Origin of the sequence: Arthrobacter alkaliphilus, from assembly GCF_021483235.1 — a bacterium.
Taxonomy (GTDB): domain Bacteria; phylum Actinomycetota; class Actinomycetes; order Actinomycetales; family Micrococcaceae; genus Arthrobacter; species Arthrobacter alkaliphilus.
Genome location: NZ_JAKEEC010000001.1, coordinates 105,611 through 130,173 on the forward strand (window position 1 = coordinate 105,611; position 24,563 = coordinate 130,173).

The 24,563-nt window shown below is 65.4% G+C and carries 24 protein-coding genes; 9 read left to right on the forward strand and 15 right to left on the reverse strand.

The features are described 5' to 3' along the window. Positions 1 to 2: 2 nt before the first annotated feature. The 3 genes from L0B83_RS00505 to dxr are packed head-to-tail and all read right to left on the reverse strand — an operon-like array spanning position 3 to position 2,879. Entirely contained in the window at positions 3 to 296 is a 294-nt protein-coding gene (locus L0B83_RS00505; RefSeq protein ID WP_234756021.1) for a YciI family protein, read from the reverse strand. 49 nt (positions 297 to 345) lie between these two features. Further along, positions 346 to 1,677, reverse strand: a complete 1,332-nt coding sequence (locus L0B83_RS00510) for a M50 family metallopeptidase (protein WP_234756023.1) — start codon at positions 1,675 to 1,677, stop codon at positions 346 to 348. A gap of 17 nt (positions 1,678 to 1,694) precedes the next feature. Further along, on the reverse strand, positions 1,695 to 2,879 hold the full coding sequence (dxr, locus tag L0B83_RS00515) for a 1-deoxy-D-xylulose-5-phosphate reductoisomerase (RefSeq protein WP_234756025.1): 1,185 nt from the start codon (positions 2,877 to 2,879) through the stop codon (positions 1,695 to 1,697). Positions 2,880 to 2,917: 38 nt separating this feature from the next. On the opposite strand from dxr, the gene L0B83_RS00520 reads away from it, so the two are divergent. Next, a complete protein-coding gene (locus tag L0B83_RS00520; RefSeq protein ID WP_234756026.1) occupies positions 2,918 to 4,384 on the forward strand; it encodes a lipase maturation factor family protein in 1,467 nt (488 codons plus the stop codon). A gap of 49 nt (positions 4,385 to 4,433) precedes the next feature. On the opposite strand, the gene L0B83_RS00525 is transcribed toward L0B83_RS00520, so the two are convergent. From L0B83_RS00525 to L0B83_RS00555, 7 genes are read right to left on the reverse strand one after another with little or no spacing between them, the layout of a single operon-like run. Then, positions 4,434 to 5,270: an HpcH/HpaI aldolase/citrate lyase family protein gene (locus tag L0B83_RS00525; protein ID WP_234756028.1), complete on the reverse strand. Its 837-nt coding sequence runs from the start codon at positions 5,268 to 5,270 to the stop codon at positions 4,434 to 4,436. After that, positions 5,267 to 5,818, reverse strand: a complete 552-nt coding sequence (locus L0B83_RS00530; RefSeq protein WP_234756030.1) for a MaoC family dehydratase — start codon at positions 5,816 to 5,818, stop codon at positions 5,267 to 5,269. Before L0B83_RS00530 ends, L0B83_RS00525 begins: the two co-directional genes overlap by 4 nt. Further along, positions 5,815 to 6,567: a CoA transferase subunit B gene (locus L0B83_RS00535; protein WP_234756032.1), complete on the reverse strand. Its 753-nt coding sequence runs from the start codon at positions 6,565 to 6,567 to the stop codon at positions 5,815 to 5,817. The genes L0B83_RS00530 and L0B83_RS00535 overlap by 4 nt, the downstream gene beginning before the upstream one ends. Positions 6,568 to 6,569: 2 nt before the next feature. Next, on the reverse strand, positions 6,570 to 7,379 hold the full coding sequence (locus L0B83_RS00540; protein ID WP_234756033.1) for a CoA transferase subunit A: 810 nt from the start codon (positions 7,377 to 7,379) through the stop codon (positions 6,570 to 6,572). 19 nt (positions 7,380 to 7,398) lie between these two features. Next, the gene (locus tag L0B83_RS00545) at positions 7,399 to 8,562 is read right to left on the reverse strand and encodes an acyl-CoA dehydrogenase family protein (RefSeq protein ID WP_234756036.1); all 1,164 of its coding nucleotides are present in this window, start codon (positions 8,560 to 8,562) and stop codon (positions 7,399 to 7,401) included. A 2-nt stretch (positions 8,563 to 8,564) separates the two neighbouring features. Beyond that, positions 8,565 to 10,658 carry an acetyl/propionyl/methylcrotonyl-CoA carboxylase subunit alpha gene (locus L0B83_RS00550; protein WP_234756038.1) on the reverse strand — a complete coding sequence of 698 codons (2,094 nt, stop codon included), beginning with the start codon at positions 10,656 to 10,658 and terminating at the stop codon, positions 8,565 to 8,567. A gap of 4 nt (positions 10,659 to 10,662) precedes the next feature. Then, positions 10,663 to 12,270, reverse strand: a complete 1,608-nt coding sequence (locus L0B83_RS00555) for a carboxyl transferase domain-containing protein (RefSeq protein WP_234756040.1) — start codon at positions 12,268 to 12,270, stop codon at positions 10,663 to 10,665. A 151-nt stretch (positions 12,271 to 12,421) separates the two neighbouring features. On the opposite strand from L0B83_RS00555, the gene L0B83_RS00560 reads away from it, so the two are divergent. Continuing rightward, positions 12,422 to 13,075: an SACE_7040 family transcriptional regulator gene (locus tag L0B83_RS00560; protein ID WP_308193923.1), complete on the forward strand. Its 654-nt coding sequence runs from the start codon at positions 12,422 to 12,424 to the stop codon at positions 13,073 to 13,075. A gap of 12 nt (positions 13,076 to 13,087) precedes the next feature. On the opposite strand, the gene L0B83_RS00565 is transcribed toward L0B83_RS00560, so the two are convergent. From L0B83_RS00565 to pdhA, 3 genes are read right to left on the reverse strand one after another with little or no spacing between them, the layout of a single operon-like run. Next, positions 13,088 to 14,515 (reverse strand): dihydrolipoamide acetyltransferase family protein, encoded by a 1,428-nt coding sequence (locus tag L0B83_RS00565; RefSeq protein WP_234756041.1) that lies wholly within the window; start codon positions 14,513 to 14,515, stop codon positions 13,088 to 13,090. Continuing rightward, entirely contained in the window at positions 14,512 to 15,522 is a 1,011-nt protein-coding gene (locus L0B83_RS00570; protein WP_234756042.1) for an alpha-ketoacid dehydrogenase subunit beta, read from the reverse strand. The genes L0B83_RS00565 and L0B83_RS00570 overlap by 4 nt, the downstream gene beginning before the upstream one ends. Further along, entirely contained in the window at positions 15,522 to 16,688 is a 1,167-nt protein-coding gene (gene pdhA, locus L0B83_RS00575; protein ID WP_372461093.1) for a pyruvate dehydrogenase (acetyl-transferring) E1 component subunit alpha, read from the reverse strand. The genes L0B83_RS00570 and pdhA overlap by 1 nt, the downstream gene beginning before the upstream one ends. 195 nt (positions 16,689 to 16,883) lie before the next feature. Here pdhA and L0B83_RS00580 point away from each other — a divergent pair, with 195 nt between their 5' ends. From L0B83_RS00580 to L0B83_RS00590, 3 genes are all read left to right on the forward strand, one after another. Beyond that, positions 16,884 to 17,369 (forward strand): Lrp/AsnC family transcriptional regulator, encoded by a 486-nt coding sequence (locus tag L0B83_RS00580; RefSeq protein ID WP_234756043.1) that lies wholly within the window; start codon positions 16,884 to 16,886, stop codon positions 17,367 to 17,369. Positions 17,370 to 17,490: 121 nt separating this feature from the next. Continuing rightward, on the forward strand, positions 17,491 to 17,904 hold the full coding sequence (locus L0B83_RS00585) for a DUF4383 domain-containing protein (protein WP_234756044.1): 414 nt from the start codon (positions 17,491 to 17,493) through the stop codon (positions 17,902 to 17,904). Positions 17,905 to 17,934: 30 nt separating this feature from the next. Next, complete coding sequence (locus L0B83_RS00590) at positions 17,935 to 18,498, forward strand: hypothetical protein (protein WP_234756045.1); 564 nt, start codon at positions 17,935 to 17,937, stop codon at positions 18,496 to 18,498. Between the two features lie 151 nt (positions 18,499 to 18,649). On the opposite strand, the gene L0B83_RS00595 is transcribed toward L0B83_RS00590, so the two are convergent. Further along, positions 18,650 to 20,266 carry a monocarboxylic acid transporter gene (locus L0B83_RS00595; protein ID WP_234756046.1) on the reverse strand — a complete coding sequence of 539 codons (1,617 nt, stop codon included), beginning with the start codon at positions 20,264 to 20,266 and terminating at the stop codon, positions 18,650 to 18,652. Beyond that, positions 20,263 to 20,643: a DUF485 domain-containing protein gene (locus tag L0B83_RS00600; protein ID WP_234756047.1), complete on the reverse strand. Its 381-nt coding sequence runs from the start codon at positions 20,641 to 20,643 to the stop codon at positions 20,263 to 20,265. Before L0B83_RS00600 ends, L0B83_RS00595 begins: the two co-directional genes overlap by 4 nt. A gap of 163 nt (positions 20,644 to 20,806) precedes the next feature. On the opposite strand from L0B83_RS00600, the gene L0B83_RS00605 reads away from it, so the two are divergent. From L0B83_RS00605 to L0B83_RS00620, 4 genes are read left to right on the forward strand one after another with little or no spacing between them, the layout of a single operon-like run. Further along, positions 20,807 to 21,973 (forward strand): histidine kinase, encoded by a 1,167-nt coding sequence (locus L0B83_RS00605; protein ID WP_234756048.1) that lies wholly within the window; start codon positions 20,807 to 20,809, stop codon positions 21,971 to 21,973. Between the two features lie 16 nt (positions 21,974 to 21,989). Beyond that, on the forward strand, positions 21,990 to 22,709 hold the full coding sequence (locus tag L0B83_RS00610) for a LytR/AlgR family response regulator transcription factor (protein ID WP_234756049.1): 720 nt from the start codon (positions 21,990 to 21,992) through the stop codon (positions 22,707 to 22,709). Continuing rightward, positions 22,706 to 23,068, forward strand: a complete 363-nt coding sequence (locus L0B83_RS00615; RefSeq protein WP_234756051.1) for a hypothetical protein — start codon at positions 22,706 to 22,708, stop codon at positions 23,066 to 23,068. The genes L0B83_RS00610 and L0B83_RS00615 overlap by 4 nt, the downstream gene beginning before the upstream one ends. Beyond that, complete coding sequence (locus L0B83_RS00620) at positions 23,065 to 24,540, forward strand: sodium/solute symporter (protein ID WP_234756053.1); 1,476 nt, start codon at positions 23,065 to 23,067, stop codon at positions 24,538 to 24,540. Before L0B83_RS00615 ends, L0B83_RS00620 begins: the two co-directional genes overlap by 4 nt. The last annotated feature ends 23 nt before the right edge of the window (positions 24,541 to 24,563 follow it).

Here is a 24,563-nt window from a genome sequence, read left to right on the forward strand (position 1 = left end):
TGCTAGGAAGCGTGGTCGGAGAGCACCCCGATGATGGGGTTCCACTCCGATGTCCGGATGCCCGCGATCCCCTGCACGGCAGCGAAGGGATCTTCCTTCAGCGTGGCGTTGAGCGCTGACTCGTCGGCAGCCTTGAGGAGGAGCAGCGCACCGGCGCCGTCGGCATACGGGCCGCTCGCCAGCAGGGTTCCCTGCTCGGCGAGGCCGGCGAGCCAAGCGCGGTGGGCAGGGCGGTTCGTGTCGCGCACAGCGGCGGACTCGGCGTCGTACACATACTCAACAGCGAAAACAGTCATATGGATAGCCTATCCCCCCGGAACAATTCGAAGCCCGGCTCAGTGCCCATCAGCCGAAGAGGTTGACGGGCTTGACGATGTCCGCGTAGATGAGCAGTACGCTCATCGCCATGAGGACGCTCGCCACGACGTAGGTCAACGGCAGGAGCTTCGCGATGTCGAAAGCGCCGGGATCCGGTTTGCCGAACAGTTTGGCGATCCGGCGCCGGACCCCCTCGTAGAGCGCGCCCGCCACGTGTCCGCCGTCGAGCGGCAGGAGCGGAACCAGGTTGAAGACGGCGAGGGCGAAGTTCAGTCCGGCAAGAAGCCCCACGAGGGCGCCGACGCGCGATTGCAGCGGAACTTGATCCATGGCCGCGACTTCACCGGCGACCCGGCCGACTCCGACAACGCTGATGGGGCCGTTGGGATCGCGCGGTTCGGATCCGAAGGCAGCTTGCGCTACTCCTACCACGCGGGCAGGGAGGTTGAGGATCACTCCGGCGATTTGCTTGATGTTCTCGCCTGCCGTCGGAAGAACGCTCGACGCCGGTTGGGGCACCATGGCGGTCTGCGCACTGATGCCAAGGAACCCGACTTCCTCATACAGGGGCTTGCCGTCCGCGCCCTTGGCCTGCCGGCCGTTGTCGCCGATGACAGGGCGTGCGGACAGCACGGGGGTTACTTGCGTGGTGATGCTCTGGCCGCCGCGGTCCACGGTGATTTGGACGGTCTTGCCGGCCGATGCCCGGATCCAGTTGCTCATTTCGGTCCAGCTTTTCACAGGCTTGCCGTCGAAGCTGGTGACCACGTCCTTCGGCTGGAGCTTGGCCGCGGCGGCCGGAGTCAGTTGGCAGTTCGGCGAGTTCGGATCAACCGTCTCGCCGGCTTTGACCTGGCACTTGGAGACTTCGGCAATGGCTGTGGTGGCGGTGGAGACTCCGAAGCCCATGAGCAGCACCGCGGTCAACACCAGGCCGATGAGCAGGTTCATGGCCGGGCCACCCAGCATGATGATGACCTTTTTCCAGACGGGAAGCTTGTAGAAGACCCTGTCCTTATCGCCGGGCCCTACTTCCTCGTGCGCGGCGGACCGGGCCTCGGTGGCGAGGGTCTGGAACATGCCGGTGCTGGACGGCCTGACGCTGCCGTCTTCCGGGTTGGGCGGGTACATGCCGATCATGGCGACATAGCCTCCCAGCGGAATCGCCTTGACGCCGTATTCGGTCTCGCCTTTCCGCTTGGACCACAGGGTTGGACCGAACCCGATCATGTACTTCGTGACGCGCACCTTGAACAGCTTGGCGGGCACGAGGTGCCCCACCTCGTGCAGCGCGATGGAGACGGCCACGCCGATCGCGACGAAGACGACTCCGAGAATGAACAGGATGACGGGATTCATGCCTTAAGTGCTGCTTCCTAAAGGGTGCTGTTGGCTAAACGTTCGTGGGTGCGCGTGCGTGCCCACTTCTCAGCATCCAACACGGAGTCCACCGTCAGCTCCAAGGATCCTGCATGTTCGCTGAGGACGGACTCCACGGTGTCCACGATGTCGGTGAAGCGGATCCGGCCGGCATGGAAGGCTTCCACGGCTTCCTCGTTGGCCGCGTTGAAGACGGCGGGAAAGGTGCTCCCCTGCTTCGCGGCGTCCTTGGCCAGCTCCACGGCGGGAAAGGCGACCGAGTCGAGGGGCTCGAAGGTCCAGCTGGTGGCCTTGGTCCAGTCGCAGGCCTTGGCGGCTCCGGGCACACGGTCCGGCCACCCGAGTCCGAGGGCGATGGGGAGCCGCATGTCCGGCGGAGAAGCCTGGGCGATGATGGAGCCGTCCACGAACTCGACCATTGAGTGCACCACTGATTGCGGGTGCACCACGACGTCGATCCTGTCGAGGGGTACGTCGAACAGCAGGTGCGCTTCGATGACTTCCAGGCCTTTGTTGACGAGGCTCGCCGAGTTGGTGGTGACCATGAGGCCCATGTCCCAAGTGGGGTGGGCAAGGGCCTCGGCCGGCGTGACGCCATGGAGTTGCTCCCGGCTACGGCCGCGGAAGGGCCCGCCGGAAGCGGTCAGGATGAGTTTCCCGACCTCCTTGTCGGTTCCGGCGCGGAGGCATTGGGCGATGGCCGAGTGCTCGGAATCCACGGGCACGATCTGGTCGACGGCGGCAGCGGCCTTCACCAACGCACCGCCCACGATCAGGGATTCCTTGTTCGCCAAGGCCAGGATGGCGCCGGACTTGAGGGCAGCCAGCGTGGGTGCCAGCCCGATGGACCCGGTGATGCCGTTGAGGACCACGTCCGCTTCGATCGCGGCAATCCTGGTGGACGCATCCGGCCCCGTGATGATCTCGGGGCGGTAGTTCTTGACCCCCGCGGCGGCAGCCGCGGCGTCGATGAGTTCCTGCAGCGCGCGTGCGTCGCCTTGGGCGATGCCCACCGCCTGGGCCTTCGTATGGACGGCCTGCCGTGCGATGAGATCCAGGTTCCCGCCGCCCGCGCTGAGCGCCACGACCTCGAAGAGATGGGGGGCGGAGTCGACGACGTCAATCGCCTGGGTGCCGATGGACCCGGTGGATCCGAGGAGGATGATCTTGCGCGGCTGCATTGCTTAAGTATCCCGCACCCCAGGGGTAGCGTTGGTTTGTGGACTGGGTCCCGTGGTTCGAGGCGACGGACTATGAATTCGCGCGGCAGGTGCTCCAGCGCGGCACGGCCGCGCTCTATTTCATCGCGTTCCTGTCCAGCCTCAACCAGTTCCCCGCGCTCCTTGGCGAACACGGTCTCCTGCCGGTCCCGCGGTACGTTGGCGTCCACAGGGTCTTGCGCAGGCCGAGCCTGTTCCATTGGAAGTATTCGGATGCCTTGCTGCGCGCCGTGTGCACGGTGGGTCTCGGCATCTCCCTGATCCTCGTCGCGGGGGTGCCGCAACTCGGCCCGCCGTGGCTTCCCGCGCTTGCCTACCTGGCGCTGTGGTTGCTTTACATGTCGATCGTCAACGTTGGCCAGACCTTCTACGGCTTCGGCTGGGAGATGCTGTTGCTGGAAATGGGATTCACGATGGCGTTCCTCGGTTCGGACCAGGTTCCCCCGCCCAGGACCATCCTGATCCTGCTTGTATGGCTGCTGTTCAGGCTCGAATTCGGCGCAGGGATGATCAAGATCCACGGCGGACGGGAATGGCGTGACCTGACTGCCTTGTACTACCACCATGAAACCCAGCCCATGCCAGGCCCCTTGAGCCGCCAGGCCCATCTCCTGCCTAAACCGATGCACCGCATGGAAGTGCTCGGAAACCATTTCGCCCAATTGGTGGTGCCGTTCTTCCTGTTCGCCCCGCAGCCGCTGGCCGGCATCGCCGCAGGGATTGTCATCTTCACCCAGCTTTGGCTCGTGGGCAGCGGGAACTTCGCGTGGCTCAATTGGTCTGCGATTGTGCTGGCCTTCGCTGCGGTGAGCGACCCCGTGGCCCATGCCGTGCTGCCTTTCATCCCGGAACGGACCGCTCCGCCCGGGACGGTTCCGCAGACCCCGGCCTGGTGGCTCGCGATCGTACTCGCGGTGACCCTGCTCCTCGTGGTACTCAGCTATTGGCCCGTCCGCAATTTGCTCTCCCGGCAGCAGCTCATGAACGCCAGCTTCAACCGGTGGCAGCTGGTCAACACCTACGGGGCGTTTGGCACGGTGACGAAGCACCGGGTGGAAATCGTGGTGGAAGGCACCCGGTCCGACGTTCCGGTCGATGAGGCGGATTGGCGCGAATACGGCTTCAAGGGCAAGCCCGGCGATGTCCGCCGCTTGCCACGGCAATGGGCGCCGTACCATTTGCGCCTCGACTGGCTCATGTGGTTCCTGCCTTTGCGCACGGTCCACGAGGAATGGTTCTACGCGTTCCTGGGCAAGCTGCTCGACGCCGATCCGCCCACCCTGCGCTTGTTGCAGCATGACCCGTTCGACGGCGAGCGCCCGCATTGGGTGCGGGCGCGCAGCTTCCTCTACCGCTTCGCCACGAGGGCCGAGTTCCGGGAAACGGGCCAGCGTTGGATCCGGTTGGAGCTCTACGAGGTTATCCCTCCGTTGTCACTGCCGGCATCACGCCGGCACAGCCAATAGGCCGGCGCACCCGGTTGCCGGGACCGGTTACGAGTGCCGGAGCAGCAGTTCAGCTGATCCGGGCCCTGCGCAGGGTGGATTCGGCGTGCTTGAGGATGGGACCGTCCACCATTTTGCCTTTGTACTGGAACACCCCGGCGCCGGCTTCAGCCGCGGCGGCCAACAGTTCCCGGGCCACCGCGACAGCTTCGGGCGACGGCGCGTAGGCTTCGCGGACCACGGCAACCTGGCTCGGATGGATGCAGGCCTTCGCACCGAATCCGCTGGCCACGGCGTCGGCGGATTCCTCGGCCAGCCCGGCCAGATCGGGAATGTCGACGTAGACCGAGTCGACGGCCTCCTTGCCGGCGGCTTTGGCCGCCAGCAGCACCGTGGACCGGGAGTGCGTCGCGACAGCGCGGTAGCCGCCGTCGTCCTTGCGGCTTGAGGTTCCGCCCATCGAAGCGATCAGGTCCTCGGCGCCCCACATGAGCCCGACCACGTTGGGAGCCTGGGCGATCTCGGCCGCGTTGACGATCCCCTTGGCCGTCTCGCACAGGGCGATGACGTGGTAACCCTCAAGCGCTTTCAGCTGGTCGCCGGTCTCCGCCTTCGCCAGCATGACGGTGCGGTAGGGAGTATGCGCGAGGCAGTGCAGGTCCTTCTCGAAGTCCGGTGTGCCCACCGGATTGACGCGCACAATCGTGCGGCTGGGGTCGAGTTCCACCGTCTCGCCGCCCGAGCCGAGCTGGGCGAGGATGGCGCCCCTGGCCAGCTTCTTGTCGGCGGGGGCCACCGCGTCCTCGAGGTCGAGGATGACGGCATCGGAACGCTCAGCGGCCTTTTGGTACCGTTCCGGGCGGTCGGCGGGGCAGAAAAGCAGGGCGGGGCCCATGGTGAAGGTCATGTATTGATTGTCCCTTGTTGCGCTTCGAGATGCGCGGTCCGGCTCCACATGAGGCAGGCCCGCGTGGCCAGCGCCACCACCGTGCCGTCCTGGTTGCGGCCGGTGTGCTGCATGGTCACGACGCCCTGCCCCGGGCGTGAGGACGACTCCCGTTTCCCGGTAATGACCGTCTCCGTGTAGAGGGTGTCGCCGTGGTACAGCGGGTGCGGGAAGGAGACGTCCGTGAGGCCCAGCTGGGCGATGATGGTGCCTTGGGTCAGCTGCGTGACGGACTGTCCCACCATGGTTGACAAGGTGAACATCGAGTTCATGAGCCTCTGCCCGAAGGGCTGCTTGGCGCTCCAAGCCGCGTCCAGGTGGAGTGCCTGCGTGTTCATGGTCAACGTGGTGAACAGGACGTTGTCCGTTTCGGTGACGGTGCGCCCGGGCCGGTGGGCGTAGACGACCCCTTCCTCGAGTTCGTCGAAATACAGCCCCCGCTGCTCTACCACGCGGCGTTCAGGGACGTGGCGGTCCGCCGTACCGGAGTGTTCGGCGTCCGCCGTCATACGGTCAGCTCCTGGTCCTCTTCAAAAAGTTCGACGCCGGTGGCCGCCGCGACGTCCTCGGCCGAGACGTTGGGCGCCAACTCGCGCAGCACAAGCCTCGACTCCCCGCCTTCGGAGACGACGTCGATCACGGCGAGGTCGGTGATGATCCGGTCCACGCAACCCTTCCCCGTGACAGGCAACGAGCATTCCTTGACGATCTTGGGCCTGCCGTTGCGGTCCACGTGCTCCATCATCACGATCACCCGCTTCGCGCCGAACACGAGGTCCATGGCGCCGCCCATGCCCTTGACCATCTTGCCCGGGACCATCCAATTGGCCAGGTCCCCGTTGACCGCGACCTCCATGGCGCCCAGCACTGCGACGTCCACATGGCCGCCGCGGATCATGCCAAAGGAGGTTGCCGAGTCGAAGAACGCGGCCCCCGGGTTGACGGTGACGGTTTCCTTGCCGGCGTTGATCAGATCTGGGTCCACTTGGTCGTCGGCGGGATAGGGTCCCACCCCGAGGATGCCGTTCTCGGAGTGCAGGATCACCTCGACCCCGTCGGGAATGTAGTTCGGAATCAGGGTGGGCATGCCGATTCCCAGGTTGACGTATTGCCCGTTGCTGAGCTCGCGGGCTACGCGGGCGGCCAGTTCGTTCCGCGTCCAGCCCTTGCCCTCGTGGTGTTCGGCGCCGGCGCGGCGGTATTCATGCCTGACCGTCTCGGGACGCGGCGGCACGTCCTGGGTGATGTTCGGTTCCATGGCTACGCTCCTGCCTGCTCGGTGGTGCCCGCGGCTTCGGTGGGACGGGTAGGGGCTGCCGGGGTCAACGCGACGGTCCGCTTTTCGATGCGCTTCTCCGTGTCAGGAGCCACCACGACCCGCTGGACGAAGATGCCTGGAGTGTGGATGTGCTGCGGATCGAGCTCGCCGGGTTCCACGAGCTCTTCGACCTCGGCGATGGTGATCCGGGCCGCCATGGCACAGAGCGGGTTGAAGTTCATGGCCGTCGCGTGGAAGACGAGGTTCCCGTGGCGGTCGCCCTTCCAGGCGTGGACCAGTCCGAAATCGGGGGTCAGGGACTCTTCCAGGACATAGTCCGCGCCGTTGAAGGTGCGCACTTCCTTGGGCGAGGACGCGATCGCCACGTTGCCGTCGGCGTCGTACTTTTGCGGAAGGCCACCCTCGGACACCTGGGTGCCGACGCCGGCCGCCGTGAAAAACGCGGGGATGCCGGCACCGCCGGCGCGCAGCTTCTCGGCCAGGGTGCCTTGCGGCGTGAGAACCACTTCCAGCTCGCCGGCAAGGTACTGCCGTGCGAACTCCTTGTTCTCCCCCACATAGGAACTGACGGTCCGACGGATCCGCCCGTCCCTCAGCAGGATGCCCAGGCCCCAGTCGTCCACGCCGCAGTTGTTGCTGACCGTTTCCAGGTCCTTGGTGCCTTGATGGTGGAGCGCATCGATCAGCGCCACCGGGATACCGCACAAGCCGAAACCGCCGACGGCGAGCGAGGCGCCGTCGTGGATGTCCTGCACCGCTTCCGCGGCGCTGGCAACAACTTTGTCGATCATCGTTTACCTTCCCTGACGGTTAAAGGCCCAGCTCGCGGGCGATGAGCATCAACTGGACCTCGGTGGTGCCTTCCCCGACTTCCAGGATCTTGGAGTCGCGGTAGTGCCGTGCCACCGTGAATTCGTTGATGAAGCCATACCCGCCGAACACCTGGGTGGCGTCCCGTGCGTTGTCCATGGCTGCCTCGCCTGCGACCATCTTAGCGATGGCCGCTTCGGTCTTGAACGGCTTGCCCGCGAGCATCCGGGCGGCCGCGTCGTAGTAGGCCAGGCGCGCCGTGTGGGCCCGTGCCTGCATGCGGGCGATCTTGAACTGGATGGCCTGGTACTTGCCGATGTTCTGCCCGAAGGCCACGCGTTCCTTGGCGTATTTCACGGACAAGTCAACGCAGCCCTGGGCCGCGCCGGTGGCGAGCGCGGCGATGGCGATGCGGCCCTCGTCCAGGATCGCCAGGAAGTTGGCGTACCCCCGCCCCCGGACGCCGAGCAGGTTCTCCTCGGGCACGCGGACGTTGTTCAGAGTCAGCGGGTGCGTGTCGGAGGCGTTCCACCCCACCTTGTTGTAGGCCTTTTCCGCGGTGAAGCCGGGCGTGTCGGTGGGAACCAGGATGGTGGAGATTTCCTTCTTGATGCTCCCGTCCTTGCGTTCATGCTGCCCGGTGACCGCTGTGACGGTCACAAGCCGGGTGATATCGGTTCCGGAGTTGGTGATGAACTCCTTGTTCCCGTTGATGACCCAGTGACCATCCTCGAGGCGGGCATTCGTCTTGGTGCCCCCGGCGTCCGAGCCGGCTTCGGGTTCGGTCAGTCCGAACCCGGCGAGCGCTTCGGCCGAGGTCAGCCGGGGCAGCCAGAGTTCCTTCTGTTCCTGCGTGCCGAAGCGGTAGACCGGCATGGCGCCGAGCGAGACGCCTGCTTCGAGGGTGATGGCCACTGACTGGTCCACCCTGCCCAGCTGTTCCAGCGCCAGCGCGAGCGCGAAGTAGTCCCCGCCCATGCCGCCGAACTCTTCGGGGAAAGGAAGGCCGAACAGGCCCATTTCGCCCATCTGCTTGACAATCTCATACGGGAAGCTGTGTTCCTCGTCGTGCTTGGTGGACACCGGGGCCACTACCTCGTCGGCGAATTCCCGGACGGAGTCGCTCAGGTCCTGGTATTCCTCGGTGAGTTCAAAACTTGCCATGGCTAGACTTCCTCGTCTTTCTGGTTTTCTGCTGACGCTTCGGGGGCTGGTTCTGCCGCCACGTGGATGGTGGCGAGGACTTGGTCAGCCTTGACCAGGTCCCCCGTCTTGCTGCTGAGGTGCACGGTGCCGGACACCGAGGCCACCAGCTGGTGTTCCATCTTCATCGCCTCCACGGCAAGGAGCACTTGGCCGGCACCAACGTGGTCGCCGTCGCGCACCGAAACGGAAACGACGGTTCCCGGCATGGGAGACCGGACTTCGGGATCCGCGGCGCCTTCTTCGCGTTGGATGCCCGCCAGGACGCGCTGGAGCCGGGCCTCGCGGTCCAGGATCTCCAGCCGGCAGGACCAGCCGTCACTGCCTAGCCAGAGTTCGCGCGTCCCGGCCCCCGGAGCTGGCGAGCCATACGCAAAATGGTGCTCGACGCCGTCGAGCACCAGCACGGCATGCCCGGCGGACGGCCGCCGGAGGGAGGCGGAGTGCTCGGCGCCGCCATCGACGCGCGCCGTGCAGCCCGGCCCGTCCACCGTCAAGCCCACGGTGGCCAGGCCGCCGTCGGGACGCCCGACCGTGGTCTTCAAAGGCGCCGGGGCTCCGACGCGCCAACCATCGGCGATACCCCAGGGCGAGCCGGTATCGACAGGCGCCGCGGCTTCCCTGGTGAGCATCGCCGCGGCGAGCAACTCGACGTCGGACACCTGGCGGAACGCCATCCCCTCGAGTTTGCGCCCGATCAGGCCGGTGTCGAGGCGGCCGGCGCGGACGTCGTCGTCGTTGACCAGGAGCCGCAGGTATTCAACGTTCGTGTGCACACCCAGCAGCGTGTAGTCCCCCAGCGCCTGGTCCAGGGTGTCGAGCGCCGCTTTGCGGTCCGGGCCCCAGGCAATGACCTTCGCAAGCATGGGATCGTAGTCACCGGTGACGGCCAGTCCGGGAAGCATGGCCGAGTCGACGCGGACGTGCGGATCGTTGCTTGCCCTCTCGCGGAGCGTCACGATCTCGCCGATCGACGGCATGAAACCGCGTTCGGGCACCTCGGCGTAGACGCGCGCCTCCACGGCGTGGCCGTCAAGGACGACGTCGGACTGCGTCACGGTCAGGACCTCGCCTGCAGCGATCCGCACTTGCCATTCGACCAGATCGACGCCCGTCACCATTTCCGTGACAGGGTGCTCCACCTGGAGGCGGGTGTTCATCTCCATGAAGAAGAAGTGCTCCGGATCCTCGTCCGAGACGAGGAACTCGACAGTGCCCGCACCGCTGTACTTGACGCTCCGGGCTGCCTGGCAGGCCGCCTCTCCGATCCGCGCCCGGATCTCCTTGCCGTCGGGTTGGGACTCCAGCAGCGGGGACGGCGCTTCCTCGATCACCTTCTGGTGCCGGCGCTGGAGCGAACATTCGCGCTCACCGAGGTGGATCACGTTGCCGTGGTTATCGGCGAGGACCTGGACTTCGATGTGCCGCGGCGACTGGATGAGCCGTTCGAGGAACAGGGTGTCATCGCCGAAAGCGCTCGCCGCGACGCGCCGGGCGGTGGCGAGCGTGGCCGGCATGTCCTCAAGGCGCTCCACGACGTGCATGCCCTTGCCGCCGCCTCCCGCCGACGGTTTGATCAGCAAAGGGAAGCCGACGCCGGGCGCCGCCTCGATCAGTTCCGCGTCAGTCAGGCCCGGTTCGGCCACCCCCGGAACGCACGGGACGCCGTAGGACATGACATGGTTCTTGGAACGGATCTTGTCGCCCATGATCTCGATGGCATCGATGCCCGGGCCGATAAACGCGATACCGGCTGCGTCCAGGGCCTTGGCGAACTCCACGTTCTCGGCGAGGAATCCGTAGCCCGGGTGGACGGCTTGCGCACCGCTTTGCTGGCAGGCCTCGATAATGGCGTCGATCCGCAGGTAGCTGTCCGCCGCCGCGGCCGTGCCAATGCGGACGGCAGTGTCCGCCTCGCGCACGTGGCGGGCTCCGGCGTCGGCGTCCGAATAGACGGCCACCGAACGGATCCCCATCGCCCTCAGGGTGCGGATGACACGGCAGGCTATCTCGCCGCGGTTGGCGACCAGGACGGTGTCGAAGGAGTTGATTGTCATGGGGTCACATCCGGAAGAGGCCGAAGGAGGTGTCCGGCAAGGGTTGCCGGGAGACTGTATCCAAGGCCATGCCCAGGACGCGCCGGGTGTCAGCGGGGTCGATGATGCCGTCGTCCCAGAGCCGCGCGGTGGAGTAGTACGGGCTGCCTTGGTCTTCGTATTGCTGCCTGATGGGGGCCTTGAAGGCTTCTTCGTCCTCGGCGGACCATTCCTCGCCGCGGGCCTCGTACTGGTCACGCTTGACGGTGGCCAGCACGCTGGAGGCCTGGTTCCCGCCCATCACCGAGATCCGGGACGCCGGCCACATCCAGAGAAAGCGCGGTGAGTAGGCGCGGCCGCACATCGAGTAGTTTCCGGCCCCGAAGGAACCGCCGATCACCACGGTCAGCTTGGGCACGCGGGCGGTGGCGACGGCGGTGACCATTTTCGCGCCGTTCTTGGCGATGCCGCCGTGTTCGTAGTCCTTGCCCACCATGAAGCCGGAGAGGTTCTGCAGGAAGACCAGCGGGATGCCGCGCTGGTCGCACAGTTCAATGAAGTGCGCCCCCTTGAGCGCGGACTCGCTGAACAGCACACCGTTGTTCGCGACAATGCCTACAGGGTGGCCGTACAGCTTCGCGAATCCGGTCACCAAGGTGCTTCCATAGTTCTTCTTGAACTCGTGGAACCTCGAACCGTCCACGAGCCGGGCGATGACTTCGCGGACGTCATACTGCGCGTTGACGTCCGTGGGAACGGCCCCGTAGATCCCGGCCGGGTCCACGACGGGCTCGACGACGGCGTCGATGTCCCATGCGGGGGCCGCCGGCTTGGGCAGCGTGGCGACGATGTCGCGGACGATCTGCAGGGCGTGCTCATCGTTTTCGGCGAGGTGGTCCGTGACACCGGAAATCCGGGAATGGACGTCTCCGCCGCCGAGTTCCTCGGCGGTCACGATTTCACCTATGGCGGCCTTCACGAGCGGCGGCCCACCCAGGAAAATCGTCCCTTGGTTGCGCACGATCACGGTTTCGTCGCTCATGGCGGGCACGTAGGCTCCGCCGGCGGTGCAGGACCCCATGACGGAGGCGATCTGCGGGATCTTCGCCGCTGACATTCTGGCCTGGTTGAAGAAGATCCCGCCGAAGTGCTCCTTGTCCGGGAACACTTCGTCCTGTTTGGGCAGGAACGCTCCGCCGGAATCCACGAGGTAGATGCACGGCAGCGCGTTCTCCGACGCGATTTCCTGGGCCCTCAGGTGCTTTTTCACCGTCATCGGGTAATAGGTTCCGCCTTTGACCGTGGCGTCGTTGGAAACCACCATCACCTGGCGTCCATGGACCAAGCCAATTCCCGCGATCACGCCGGCTCCCGGGGAATCGTCGTTGTACATCCCGTTGGCCGCCAACGGGGCGATCTCCAGGAACGGGCTTCCTTCGTCCAGCAAGTAATTGATCCGCTCGCGGGGCAACAGCTTGCCCCTCGAAACGTGCCGCTCACGCGACTTCTCCGGGCCGCCGAGGGCTGCCACGGCAAGGCGCTTCTTCAGCTCGTGCACGAGGGACAGCTGCGCTTCCGCGTTGGCCGCGAACTGGTCGCTGCTGGTATCCAGCTGGCTGGCGAGTGTCTCCATCGACTGCGTCCCATCCAGGCCCATGGGCCATCTCAGTTAGTACCGCATAACTGGAATTTAGGTTAGTCTCTATTAACTGTGTTGTCCATCACCCCGGCACTGGGCCTGCCCCGTACCGGCGCTGAGGTGGACGCGTGCAAAAGGAGGAATTGTGGTCACCTTCCAGCGGAGCTCCCAGCAGGACGGCGCAACCCCGCGGAGCCCCAGGCACGACACTCCGACCCAGCGAAGCCAGGCCAAGGAAACGCGGCGCAAGGCCCTCCTGACCGCCGCGGCCGGGTTGTTCGCCGCCGACGGTTTCAACCGCGTGTCCCTTGAGGACCTGGGAGCCGCGGCCGGAGTCAGCGGCCCCGCCGTCTACCGGCACTTCCCGGGAAAACAGGCCGTGCTGGCCGAGCTGCTGTTGAGTGTCAGCCGGAATCTGCTCGAGGGCGGACGCACTGTCGCGTCCGAGGCCCGCGACGCGGAAGGTGCCTTGCGTGGACTGGTGGAGTTCCATGTGGAATTCGCCCTCAGCAATCCCGATGTCATCCGGGTCCAGGACCGCGACTTCAGCAACCTCAGCGACTCCGACCAGGCCGAAGTCCGCACCCTCCAGCGCAACTACGTGGAACTGTGGGTGGGAGTGCTCGGCGATTTGCATCCCGACACGGATCCGGCCGAGTTGCGGGTACGCGCCCACGCCGCCTTCGGCCTCATCAACTCAACGCCCCACTCGGTGCGGCACCACGGACGCCGCATGGCCGTCAAGAGCGCCAGGCCCATCCTCGAGCGGATGGCCCTGGCTGCCCTGACTGTGGAATGACCTGAGCGGGCCTTAGACCATCGTCATAACCATTGCGGGATCGGAGAGGATCGCGCCCAGGTCGGCCAGGAATTTCGAACCCTGCTCGCCGTCCACCAGCCGGTGGTCGAAGGACAGGCTCAGTGACATCACCTGGCGCACCACCACCTCGTCGTTGTACACCCAAGGAGCTTTGCGCACCGAGCCCAGCGCCACGATGGCAGCCTCGCCCGGATTCAGGATGGGAGTTCCGGCATCGATTCCGAACACGCCGATGTTCGTGATGGAAATGGTCCCGCCCGCCAGGTCTGCCGGCGCGGTCTTGCCGGAACGGGCGGTGTCCGTCAGTTCGGACAGGGCCGCGGACAGTTCCGGCAGCGTCATCTTGTCCGCGTCTTTGATGTTCGGCACGGTCAGCCCCAGCGGAGTGGCGGCCGCGATACCGAGGTTCACGTAGTTGAACTGCACGATTTCCTGTGCGGACTCGTCCCAGCGGGAGTTCAGGGTCGGGTTCCTGCGCAAGGCAATCAACACAGCCTTGGCCGCGATGGTCAAGGGCGTGAGTTTGTACCCGGCGAACTCACGGCTGGCCTTGAGCCGCGCCAGGAGTTCCATCGTGGACGTGACGTCGACAGTCAGGAATTCCGTCACATGCGGCGCGGTGAACGCACTTTGCACCATGGCCGCGGCCGTGAACTTGCGGACTCCCTTGATGGGCGTGCGTGTCTCGCGTCCTTGGGAATCCGCGACGGCGGAGGCCTCGGGCGTGACTTCGCCTTCGGGCTGCGGCCGGGACCCGGCCGCGAAGTCCTGGACATCCGAACGGGTGATCAGGCCTCCAGGCCCTGTTCCCTTGACCAGCCCAAGGTCGATTCCGAGATCCCGCGCCAGCTTGCGCACCGGAGGCGTGGACCGCGGACGCTCCTGCTCCGCTGCCGGCTCGCGCTCCGCCATGGGCTCAACATCGGCCGGCTCGACGGCGGCCGGCTCGGCGGCGGCAGGCTCGACGGCGGCGGCGGGTTCAGCAACGGAGCCCGCTTCGAAGCTCCGCTGGCGGCGGGCCGGGCGTCCGGACTTTTCGAGGACGGCCCCGTAGCCGACGAGGTTCGGCTCGCGCTTCGCCGCGGTCTCCGCCGGGCTTTCCTTGGACGCACCTTCACCGGAAGCGCGCGCAGCGGTATCGGCACCACCGGAAGGCGCGGCACCGGCGTCGTCGACCTCAAAGGAGACAATCGGCTTGCCGACCTCGACAACCGAACCAGCCTGCTCGTGCAGGGCAGCCACTGTTCCGGCGAAAGGGGAAGGCAACTCAACCACGGCCTTGGCGGTCTCTACCTCGGCAATGACCTGGTTCAACGCCACGGTGTCCCCCACGGCAACCTTCCAGCTGAGGATTTCCGATTCAGTAAGTCCCTCGCCGAGATCGGGCAGCCTGAATTCCTTGATCATGGTGGCGCTCATCCTTCCAGCCCGCTCAGTGAGTTGGCGCGGCCGAGTGCGCGGTCCACGCCGTCAAGGATCCTGTCCAGATCCGGCAAGTGGTGCATCTCAAGTTTCGAGTAAGGGTAGGGGATGTCGAATCCCGTAATCCGGACTGGCGCGGACTCGAGGTAGTTGAAGCAGCGCTCGGTGACGCTCGCCGCGATTTCCGCGCCGAGGCCGCCTGACTGCCCGGCCTCGTGGGTGATGACGAGCCTGCCGGTCTTGCGGACAGAGGCCTCCACCACAGGGAAGTCGATCGGAGCCAGCGAGCGCAGGTCAATGACCTCCACGGAGACGCCTTCATCGGCTGCGGCCATCGCGGCGTCGCTGGCGGTCTTCACGAGCGGTCCGTAGGTCACCAAGGTGACGTCGCTGCCTGCAGCGACCACCCTCGCCTTCTCCATGGACAGCGCAGTGGAAAGATCCGCCGCCTCATCCACCTCGCCCTTGTCGTGGTAGCGGCGCTTGGGCTCGAAGTACAGCACAGGATCGTCCGAGGCGATGGCCTGCTGGATCATGGTGTAGGCATCCTGCGGGTTGGAGACGCTGATGACGCGAAGGCCGGAGGTGTGGGTGAAGTAGGCTTCGGGCGACTCGGAGTGGTGCTCGGGTGAGCCGATCCCTCCGCCGAAGGGGACGCGGATGGTGATGGGCATGTTGACCCGGCCCTGTGTCCGGTAATGCATTTTGGCTACCTGGCTGACGATCTGGTCGAATGCCGGGTAGATGAAGCCGTCGAATTGGATTTCGCAGACGGGACGGTAGCCTCGGTAGGCCAATCCGACGGCGGTGCCGATGATCGCGGATTCGGCCAAGGGGGTGTCGACCACGCGGTGTTTGCCGAAATCTTTCTGGAGGCCGTCGGTGACCCGGAAAACGCCTCCGAGCGCACCGATGTCCTCGCCCATGAGGACAACTTTGGGGTCATTTTCGAGGGACTTGCGCAGGCCGGCGTTGATGGCGCGGGCGAAGGTCAGCTTGCTCATCAGAGTGCACCTTCCTGGGTCGATCCGTTGAAGCTTTCCAAATAGCGGGAGTAGTGGTCCCTCTGGCGTTCGATCCAGGAGTTGGGCGTGCTGTACACGTGCTTGAAGAGATCAAGCGGCGCCGGATCGGGCATGTTGATGACTCCTGCCCGGAGCTTCCTGGCTACTTCGTCCGCTTTGGCCTGGGCCTGGGCTTCGACTTCTTCAGTCAGGAGGCCCTTGGTGAGGAGCAAAGCCTTCAGCCGGGCGATCGGGTCCTTCGCCGCCCAGTCCTCCAACTCGTTGGCATCGCGGTAGCGGGTGGGATCGTCGGCCGTCGTGTGCGGTCCCATGCGGTAGGTCACCGCTTCGATGAACGTCGGTCCGCCGCCCTTGCGGGCCCGGTCCAGCGCAATGCGCGTGACGGCCAGAACGGCCAGGACGTCGTTCCCGTCGACGCGAATTGCGGGGATTCCGAATCCCGAGGCACGGTCGGCGATCTGGATATGGGACTGAATCCGGACGGGCTCGGAGATGGCCCAGTGGTTGTTCTGGCAGATGAAGACTACTGGTACTTGGAAGCTGGCAGCGAAGACCATGGCCTCGCTAACGTCGCCTTCGCTCGTCGCCCCGTCTCCGAAGAGTGCGACCGCTACCGAGTCGGCGCCGTCGTTCTGGATACCCATGGCGTAGCCGGTGGCGTGCAGCGATTGCGAGCCGATGATGATCTGTTGGGTGGCAATGTTGTAGCGATATGGGTCCCAACCGGACAAAGCGTTGCCGCGCCACGCACGGACCAAGTCGGTGGGCTCCACGCCGCGGCAGTATGCAACGCCGTTGTCCCGGTAGCTGGGGAAGACAAAGTCGTCGTCCCGGAGTGCCCGGCCGGCACCGATCTGCGATGCTTCCTGGCCAAGCAGGGGCGGCCACAGGGCCAGCTCTCCCTGCCGCTGCAAGGCTGTGGCCTCGGCGTCGATGCGGCGGATGACCAGCATGTCTTCATATAGCGAGCACAGTTGCTCGTCCGTGACATCGCTGACCCAGAGATCGAACTCCGGGTGGCTGATGCGTTCCCCTTCCGGGGAAATCAGTTGGACCAGATCCCCGCCGGTCCGACGCGGGCTTGCTGCACTGATTCCGGGATTCGACGCCTTGTAGGCGTCCTGGCCGGGTTCGTCCGTCAACACAGTTGATCGCACCTTTCAGCTAGTGCTCGCGGGCCTTTGGAGGGACTTGTGATCCACCCGCGGGCCAGCATCCGGGCACCGTCGCCCGGATTAATTGTGACCCTACTCACAACGCTCATTGGGTACAACCACCGTGGAAAATTCTGCGCATTTTGCCCTATCTGCGCCTTCTGCACCGTGCTAACGTTGCGCATTATGCAAGCTTTGGATGGCACCGACACACGCCTGCTTTCGGCCATGGCGAAGGACCCGCGGGGCACGGTGGTGGCCTTGGCGCAGAAGCTGGGACTGTCGCGGAATACGGTCCAGGCCCGGATGGCCCAATTGGAGAAGAAAAATGCGTTCCTCTCCTTCGAACGGCGCATCAACCCAGCCGCCCTTGGCTATCCCCTCATGGCCTTCATCTCGGTGCATGTGCAGCAGCAAAAGCTCGGACAGCTTGCCTTGGACCTCGCCGAGATCCCGGAGATCCTCGAGGGGTACGGCCTGACCGGTTCGGCTGACCTGCTGCTGCGGGTGGTGGCGCTCGACGCCGAGGACCTGTTCCGGATCAACGGCAAGATCCTTGCGTGCGACGGAGTGGAACGCACGGACACCGCCATGTCCATGGGCGAATTGATCCCCTTCCGGGTGCAGCCGTTGCTAAACCGGAATACCAAGAAGGCGCTCCGCACAGGGTGAAAAAAATTTGTTCCATCCCACCCATCCATAGCGCCGGGCAGTCCGAATATCTGGTTGAGAGCCCCGCCCGGGGTTTCGAACACAGGCCGGTTAAAACCGGCCGTACCGGAAGGTTTGGACCATGCGCACTTCGCCCAACCGCCTGATCGCCACCATCTTTGGAGCCGTCTACCTGCTCGTGGGTGTCGTTGGATTCTTCGTCACCTCGGGAATTGGATTCTTCGCCACCGAAGGTGCCAACCTGATCATCTTTGCGGTAAATCCCCTGCACAACATCATCCACCTCGCTATCGGCGCCGCCCTGCTCTACGCCGGAATGAACAGCACCGTGCTGTCCAAGACCATCAACACCACGGTGGGCGCTGTCTACTTGCTTGTCGGCATCCTCGGCCTGTTCCTTGTGGGCTCCGCACTGAACATCATCGCCCTTAATGGCGCGGACAACGTCCTGCACCTGGCCAGCGCCGTGGTGCTCCTCGGCATCGGCCTGTCGCAGGACAAGGTCCACGCCTCCGCCGCCAAGGCCCACGTCTAGACAACCCGGCGAACCCGGAAGGAGCCGTCCGTGTCAGCCCAAGCAGCGTCGTCCGTAGGACCAACCGCAGGGGCCTCCCTCACCCTGTTTTCGTGTTTCGCGGGAATGGGGGCCGGCCTGGTCGAGCTTTCCATTGCCTCGACCTACCTTTCAGGCCGGGGACCCCTGGTGTGGGCGAGCGGTATCTTCGCGGCCTGGGGCCTGGCGCTGCTCGCCAGCTCGATTGGCAGCCTCCAACGCGGGCGGCTCCGCTTCCGTAAGCCGACCACCGCAGGCCTCCTCGCGGCCGTGCCGGTCCACGTCGGCTTCCTGGTTGCCGGCATGTCCCAAAAAGTGCTCGACGGCGGGCACCTGGCAGCACTGTTCCTCGTCCTGATGGCGTTGGGATCCTCTGCCTGGCTCGCCCGAAGGTTCACCGACGACGCCGGCGGAGCATCGCAGGCTCCCCCGCGCGCCGGCGCGCTTCTGGGCGCGGCCTTCGCCGCCGCCGTCGTCGTCGCAGCAGTTACGACGCCGGGACTCGCCGCCTCGGCGGCAGGCGCGCACGCCGTCCCGCACGGCGAGCACTCCCTGCCGGGCGGCCATCACCACTAGGGCTTGACCCTGGGTTCACCTTTTGGAGGAACACGGATCCCTCCTGCAGATCATCATCTGCAGGAGGGATTCGCTATTTGGCGCTGTTTGTGAGCGGGCGTCGCGCCAAACGGCCCTGTTTGTGAGCCGGCGTCGGCCCGGCGGCAAACGCCTAGTGTTTCACCGCCTTCTCGGCTCCGACGCCGGTCAGGGAGCGGACTTCCATCTCGGCCTGCTTCGCCGCGTCCTCGCGCCGCTTGTCCACCACGGTCCCGAGCCAGCCAAGCAGGAAGGCGAGCGGGATGGAGACAATTCCCGGGTTGCTTAGCGGGAAGACTGCGAAGTTGGCACCCGGGATCATCGACGTCTTGGTACCGGACACAACCGGCGACAAGGCAATCAGGATGATGGCCGCCGCGAGTCCGCCATACATGCTCCACGTGGCGCCCTGGGTGGTGAACTTCTTCCAGAACAGGGAGTAGACGATGGTCGGCAAGTTGGCTGACGCCGCCACCGCGAAGGCGAGGGCCACCAGGAAGGCCACGTTCTGGCCATTGGCGAAAATGCCGCCGAGGATCGCGAGGACCCCGATGACCACCACGGTACGGCGGGCCACCTTGACTTCGGTTCCGGCGTCGGCCTTGCCCTTCGCCATGACGTTCGCGTAAATGTCGTGGGCGAACGACGCGGCTGCCGTGATGGTCAGGCCCGCCACGACCGCAAGGATGGTGGCGAATGCTACGGCCGAAATGAAGCCCAGCAGCAACGGTCCGCCCAGGTGGAACGCGAGGAGCGGTGCCGCGGAATTCACCCCGCCGGGGGCGGATTTGATCGTGTCGGCTCCGACGAGCGCTGCCGCGCCGTAGCCGAGGACCAGGGTGAACAGGTAGAACAAGCCGATCAGCCAGATGGACCAGACCACCGATTTGCGGGCTTCCTTCGCCGTGGGCACGGTGTAGAAGCGCATCAACACGTGTGGCAGTGCCGCCGTGCCGAGGACAAGCGCCATCCCGAGGGAGAGGAAGTCGAGCTTGGAGGTATCGGTCTTGCCGTACTGCAGGCCGGGGTTCAGCACGTTGGGATTCTTGGCGGTGTCGGCCGCGGCGCCCAACAGGTTGGACAGGTTGAAGCCGTAGATGGACAGCACCCAGAGTGTCATGACCGCCGCGCCGCAGATGAGCAGCACGGCTTTGATGATTTGGACCCAGGTGGTGCCCTTCATTCCGCCGATCAGAACGTACAGGATCATGAGGGCGCCGACGACGATGATCACCAGGGCTTGTCCGCCCCAGTCGCTGATGCCCAGGAGCAGGGAGATGAGGCTACCGGCGCCGGCCATCTGCGCCAGCAGGTAGAAGAAGCACACGGCCAACGTCGAGAGGGCCGCGGCGATCCGCACCGGGCGCTGGCGCAGCCGGAAGGAAAGCACGTCGGCCATGGTGAACTTGCCCGTGTTCCGGAGTAGTTCCGCGACAAGCAACAACGCCACAAGCCATGCCACGAGGAACCCGATGGAGTAGAGGAAGCCGTCATAGCCGTTGACGGCAATTGCACCGGTGATCCCGAGGAAGGAGGCCGCGGAGAGGTAGTCGCCGGCGATGGCGGTGCCGTTCTGCGAACCCGTGAACGAGCGCCCGGCGGCGTAATAGTCGGCGGCCGTCTTGTTGTTCCGGCTGGCCCGGAAAACGATCACCATGGTGACCAGGACGAACAGGGCGAAGATGCCCATGTTCAACAGCGTGGTGTCCTTCAGAGCGGCAACGTTGACCATCGGGACGAGGGTTTTCATGGTGCAACCCCCTTCACGGCATTGCCGCCCTTGTCGAATTCGTGGCCCTCAATCCCGTTCCGGATGTCCGCGGCGATGGGGTCAAGCTTCCGGTTGGAGTAGTGGACGTACCAAGCCGTAATTCCGAAAGTCGAGACGAACTGCAGCAGGCCCAGGACCAGGCCCACATTGATGTTGCCCCACAGCTTGGTGGACATGAAGCCCACGGCGTAGGCGGCCAGCAGGACGTAGGCGAAGTACCAGAGCAGGAATGCAATGGCCATTGGAAAGACGAAACTACGGTGGCGCTTGCGGAGCTTTTGGAACTGCCCCGTTTGCTGGACTTCCTGGAAATCCACGGACGCCGCTGCGTCCGGTGTCTGGGCCTCTTTACCCATGGCTTCCTCCTGTTGTGGATGTCTCCATCGGCCATGCATTCTTGACCGATGTGACTGGAATCACTATCTGCCGGGCAGCCGCGCCACTTCCAGATTCACCGGCATAGGCGTCGCCCAGCGGATATGTTGCTGCGCCGAACGGCGGGTTCGCTAGTCTTGCTGCATGCCGGATTCCCCGCTCGTCACCTCCGCCGCAATTGCGGTCATCGTGCTGGCGGTGGCCGTCGTCGTCGGGGTGGGCCTCAAGGTGATCCGTTCCTTCCGCGAACTCGGAACCGACGCCGAGAGGGCCACCTACCAAACCCTGCACGCGGCGTCGCGCGCTGGTCAGTACCTGCGCACCGGGCTCCACGCGGCTGGAGCCGCCAAGGCGAGCAAGCAATTGCGTTCCCTGCTTGGCTGCGATGCCCTCGCCATCACGGACACCGAGTCCGTTCTCGCGTGGGATGGGGCAGCTGAAGAACTCAAAGGCGCCCTGATGGACCTCGCCGCGGGAGTTCTCGCCGACGGGCGGACCGTGGTGGTTCCGGCGTCGCACGCCCTCAACGCCGTGATCGCGCCGATCAGGGCCGGAAACCGCGTGGTGGGGGCTGTGGCGGCCTACGCGCCGCAAGCCGGGGCGGGACTGGTCCGGGCGACAAGCGAGCTGGCCGACTGGGTGGCGGTGCAAGTGGAACTGGCCGAACTCGATGCATCCCGCACCTTGCTCATGGAGGCCGAAGTCCGGGCGCTCCGCGCCCAAATCAGTCCCCACTTCATCTATAACTCGCTCAATGCCATTGCCTCATTCATCAATACCGACCCCGCCCGGGCCCGGGAGTTGGTGGTCGAGTTCGCGGACTTCACCCGGTACTCCTTCCGCCGCCACGGCGATTTCACCACCCTGGCCGAGGAACTCCGAAGCATCGACCGGTACCTGCTCCTGGAGAAGGCGCGCTTCGGCGACCGGGTACAAGTGAGCCTCACGATCGCGCCCGAAGTCCTGAGCACCGTGATCCCCTTCCTGAGCCTGCAGCCGCTCGTGGAAAACGCGGTGCGGCACGGCCTTGAAGCGAAGGAAGGGCCAGGCCACATCACCATTTGCGCCAACGATTCGGGAGCCTTCGCGGAGGTGACCATCGAGGACGACGGCGTGGGCATCGATCCGGAACACCTGCGCTCGGTCCTGGCGGGCCACGCAGACGGCGACCACGTTGGACTGCGGAACGTCGATGCCCGCCTGCGGCAGGTCTACGGGGACGAACACGGCCTCGTCATCGAGACCGCGCCGGGCGAGGGCACCCTTGTCACAATGCGCGTGCCAAAGTCCCAGCCGAGCCACGACGCCTGAGGCTAGTCTTATAAGCATGATCAACGTACTCGTCGCCGACGACGAGCTCCCCGCAGTTGAAGAGCTCGCCTTCCTGCTGGGCCGGGACGAGCGGATCGGCGCCATCCACCGCGCAGTCTCTGGCGCCGAAGCCCTTAGGGCCCTCGAAAGGGAGTCCGTGGACGCCGTGTTCCTGGACATCCACATGCCTGCGCTTTCCGGTCTGGACATCGCCCGAGCCATCTCGCACACTCCCAGGACTCCCGCCGTCGTCTTCGTGACAGCCGATGAGGACTGCGCGCTCGAAGCCTTCGAACTGGCCGCCGTCGACTACCTGCTCAAGCCGGTGCGCGCCGAGCGCTTGGCGAAGTCCATCAGCCGCATCAGCGAGCTCATCAAGGACGGCAGCAAGATGCCCGAGATGATCACGGTGGACCAAGGCGGAACAACCCGGATGATCCGGCGGGATGACGTCAGCTATGTCCAGGCCCAGGGAGACTACGCCCGGCTGCATACTGCCGAGGCGAGCTACCTGATCCGGGTGCCCCTCAATGACCTCGAACAGCAGTGGGCGGACGCCGGATTCATCCGCATCCACCGTTCCTACCTGATGTCGCTGAACCATGTGGGGCACATGAAGCTTGCCGCCGCGCGCCCCAGCGTCACGGTGGCCGGAGCCGAGCTGCCGATCAGCCGCAGGCACCTGCCGTCCGTGCGGGACAAGCTCGAGGCCACGCGGATCCGGCCGCAAGGATGACCCGTGTCAGGGTCACGGCCCCCCAATCAGGTGCCAAGGTGGCCCCCACCCGTCCATACCATTCACGCGAGGCCGCCGAGGACTCCGACGTCGGCCAGGTCTTCGTGCGCTCACTCATCCGTTCGCAGTTGCGCCTGGCTGTGGTGGTCGCTTCCGGGTTCCTGCTGGTCCTTGCCGCCTACGGCTCAATGGTTGCGCTGGTCCCGCAGTTGGCGCAGATGCGGCTTCTCGGGATCCCCGTCAACTGGGTCATTCTCGGAGTGGCGCTCTATCCGGTGATCGGCCTGAGTGCATGGCTCTACAACCGCTCCGCGGCACGCAATGAAGCCCGGTACCGCGATCTTGTGGAGGACAAGTGAATCCCGCCGTCGGGCTCGCCGCCTTCCTGGGCGTGGCGCTCGCGACGGCGGCGATCGGCTTCTACGGCCTGCGCATTTCGCGCACCACGGGCGACTTCTACGTGGCATCCCGCACTGTGCGGCCATGGTGGAATGCCTCGGCGATCGGCGGCGAATACCTGTCGGCGGCGAGTTTCCTTGGCGTCGCGGGACTGATCCTCCTCACCGGGACTGATGCTTTGTGGTTCCCCGTTGGCTATACGGCCGGCTACCTGATGCTCTTGCTGTTCGTGGCTGCCCCCTTGCGCCGATCGGGTGCCTACACGATTCCGGATTTCACGGAGGCCAGGCTCCAGTCGAAAGCTGTCCGCCGCGTCACCAGCCTCGTGGTTGTCGCTGTCGGCTGGCTCTACATCGTGCCGCAGCTCCAGGGCGCCGGGCTCACCATCCGGATCAGCACGGGGTTGCCTTCCTGGGCGGGGTCCATCGCCGTCGTCGCGGTGGTCGGCGTGACGGTAGTGGCCGGCGGCATGCGTTCCATCACCTTCGTCCAGGCCTTCCAATATTGGCTCAAGCTAACGGCGTTGGCCGTCCCGGTGGTGTTTCTCCTGCTGAAGCAGACGGGTGCCGACGGCTCACTGGCCTTGGCTGAGGCATCCAGCAATCCCACAGGCCTTCCCGCGGCCGGGCTGTATCAGACTGTCTCGCTCCTGGTGGCGCTGCTTTTCGGAACGTTGGGACTCCCCCACGTCCTGGTCCGTTTCTACACCAACCCGGACGGCCAATCGGCGCGGCGGACCACCCTCATCGTGTTGGGCTTGTTATCGGTCTTCTATGTGTTCCCGACGGCGTCCGGCCTGCTTGGGCGTGTCTTCGCGCCGGAACTTGCCCGCAGCGGACGGCCTGACGCCCTGGTCCTGTTGCTGCCTGGAAAGCTGGTGGGCGGAGTGCCGGGCGATCTGCTGTCGGCGTTGGTGGTTGCCGGGGCGTTCGCGGCGTTCCTCTCAACGACGTCGGGATTGGTGGTCTCGCTGGCCGGCGTGATCAGCCAGGACCTTCTTGGCGGCAGCGTGAGGGGATTCCGGGTGGCCGCCGCCCTGGCCGCCGTCGTCCCGTTGGCTTTTGCCTTCACCACGGATTCGATGGCCTTGGCGGGCAGCGTGGGGTTGGTCTTCGCTTTCACCGCGTCCACCATTTGTCCCGTCCTGCTGCTTGGCATCTGGTGGCGTGGACTGAGCGACGCCGGAGCAATCGCCGGCATGCTCACGGGAGCAATCCTCTGCGGAGGTGCGCTGGTATCAAGCACTATCATCGGTTCCGCCGCGCCCGGCTGGATTGCCCAGCCCGCGGCTTGGACCGTACCTGCCGCGTTTGCCGTGATGGTGCTTGTCTCAAGGGCCACGAATGACCGCGTCCCTGGAACCGTCACCCGGCTGATGACCAGGCTTCATGTCCCGGAACGGCCCGTGGCGACAAAGCGCCAGCTCCGCTGATGCCGGCTGCCGCAGGGGACAAC

What these genes read in the sequence shown, in the direction of transcription:
- L0B83_RS00505 (WP_234756021.1), bottom strand. Translation starts at nt 296, where the DNA reads ATGACTGTTTTCGCTGTTGAGTATGTGTACGACGCCGAGTCCGCCGCT.
- L0B83_RS00510 (WP_234756023.1), bottom strand. Translation starts at nt 1,677, where the DNA reads ATGAATCCCGTCATCCTGTTCATTCTCGGAGTCGTCTTCGTCGCGATC.
- dxr (WP_234756025.1), bottom strand. Translation starts at nt 2,879, where the DNA reads ATGCAGCCGCGCAAGATCATCCTCCTCGGATCCACCGGGTCCATCGGC.
- L0B83_RS00525 (WP_234756028.1), bottom strand. Translation starts at nt 5,270, where the DNA reads ATGACCTTCACCATGGGCCCCGCCCTGCTTTTCTGCCCCGCCGACCGC.
- L0B83_RS00530 (WP_234756030.1), bottom strand. Translation starts at nt 5,818, where the DNA reads ATGACGGCGGACGCCGAACACTCCGGTACGGCGGACCGCCACGTCCCT.
- L0B83_RS00535 (WP_234756032.1), bottom strand. Translation starts at nt 6,567, where the DNA reads ATGGAACCGAACATCACCCAGGACGTGCCGCCGCGTCCCGAGACGGTC.
- L0B83_RS00540 (WP_234756033.1), bottom strand. Translation starts at nt 7,379, where the DNA reads ATGATCGACAAAGTTGTTGCCAGCGCCGCGGAAGCGGTGCAGGACATC.
- L0B83_RS00545 (WP_234756036.1), bottom strand. Translation starts at nt 8,562, where the DNA reads ATGGCAAGTTTTGAACTCACCGAGGAATACCAGGACCTGAGCGACTCC.
- L0B83_RS00550 (WP_234756038.1), bottom strand. Translation starts at nt 10,658, where the DNA reads ATGACAATCAACTCCTTCGACACCGTCCTGGTCGCCAACCGCGGCGAG.
- L0B83_RS00555 (WP_234756040.1), bottom strand. Translation starts at nt 12,270, where the DNA reads ATGGAGACACTCGCCAGCCAGCTGGATACCAGCAGCGACCAGTTCGCG.
- L0B83_RS00565 (WP_234756041.1), bottom strand. Translation starts at nt 14,515, where the DNA reads ATGAGCGCCACCATGATCAAGGAATTCAGGCTGCCCGATCTCGGCGAG.
- L0B83_RS00570 (WP_234756042.1), bottom strand. Translation starts at nt 15,522, where the DNA reads ATGAGCAAGCTGACCTTCGCCCGCGCCATCAACGCCGGCCTGCGCAAG.
- L0B83_RS00580 (WP_234756043.1), top strand. Translation starts at nt 16,884, where the DNA reads ATGCAAGCTTTGGATGGCACCGACACACGCCTGCTTTCGGCCATGGCG.
- L0B83_RS00585 (WP_234756044.1), top strand. Translation starts at nt 17,491, where the DNA reads ATGCGCACTTCGCCCAACCGCCTGATCGCCACCATCTTTGGAGCCGTC.
- L0B83_RS00595 (WP_234756046.1), bottom strand. Translation starts at nt 20,266, where the DNA reads ATGAAAACCCTCGTCCCGATGGTCAACGTTGCCGCTCTGAAGGACACC.
- L0B83_RS00600 (WP_234756047.1), bottom strand. Translation starts at nt 20,643, where the DNA reads ATGGGTAAAGAGGCCCAGACACCGGACGCAGCGGCGTCCGTGGATTTC.
- L0B83_RS00605 (WP_234756048.1), top strand. Translation starts at nt 20,807, where the DNA reads ATGCCGGATTCCCCGCTCGTCACCTCCGCCGCAATTGCGGTCATCGTG.
- L0B83_RS00610 (WP_234756049.1), top strand. Translation starts at nt 21,990, where the DNA reads ATGATCAACGTACTCGTCGCCGACGACGAGCTCCCCGCAGTTGAAGAG.
- L0B83_RS00615 (WP_234756051.1), top strand. Translation starts at nt 22,706, where the DNA reads ATGACCCGTGTCAGGGTCACGGCCCCCCAATCAGGTGCCAAGGTGGCC.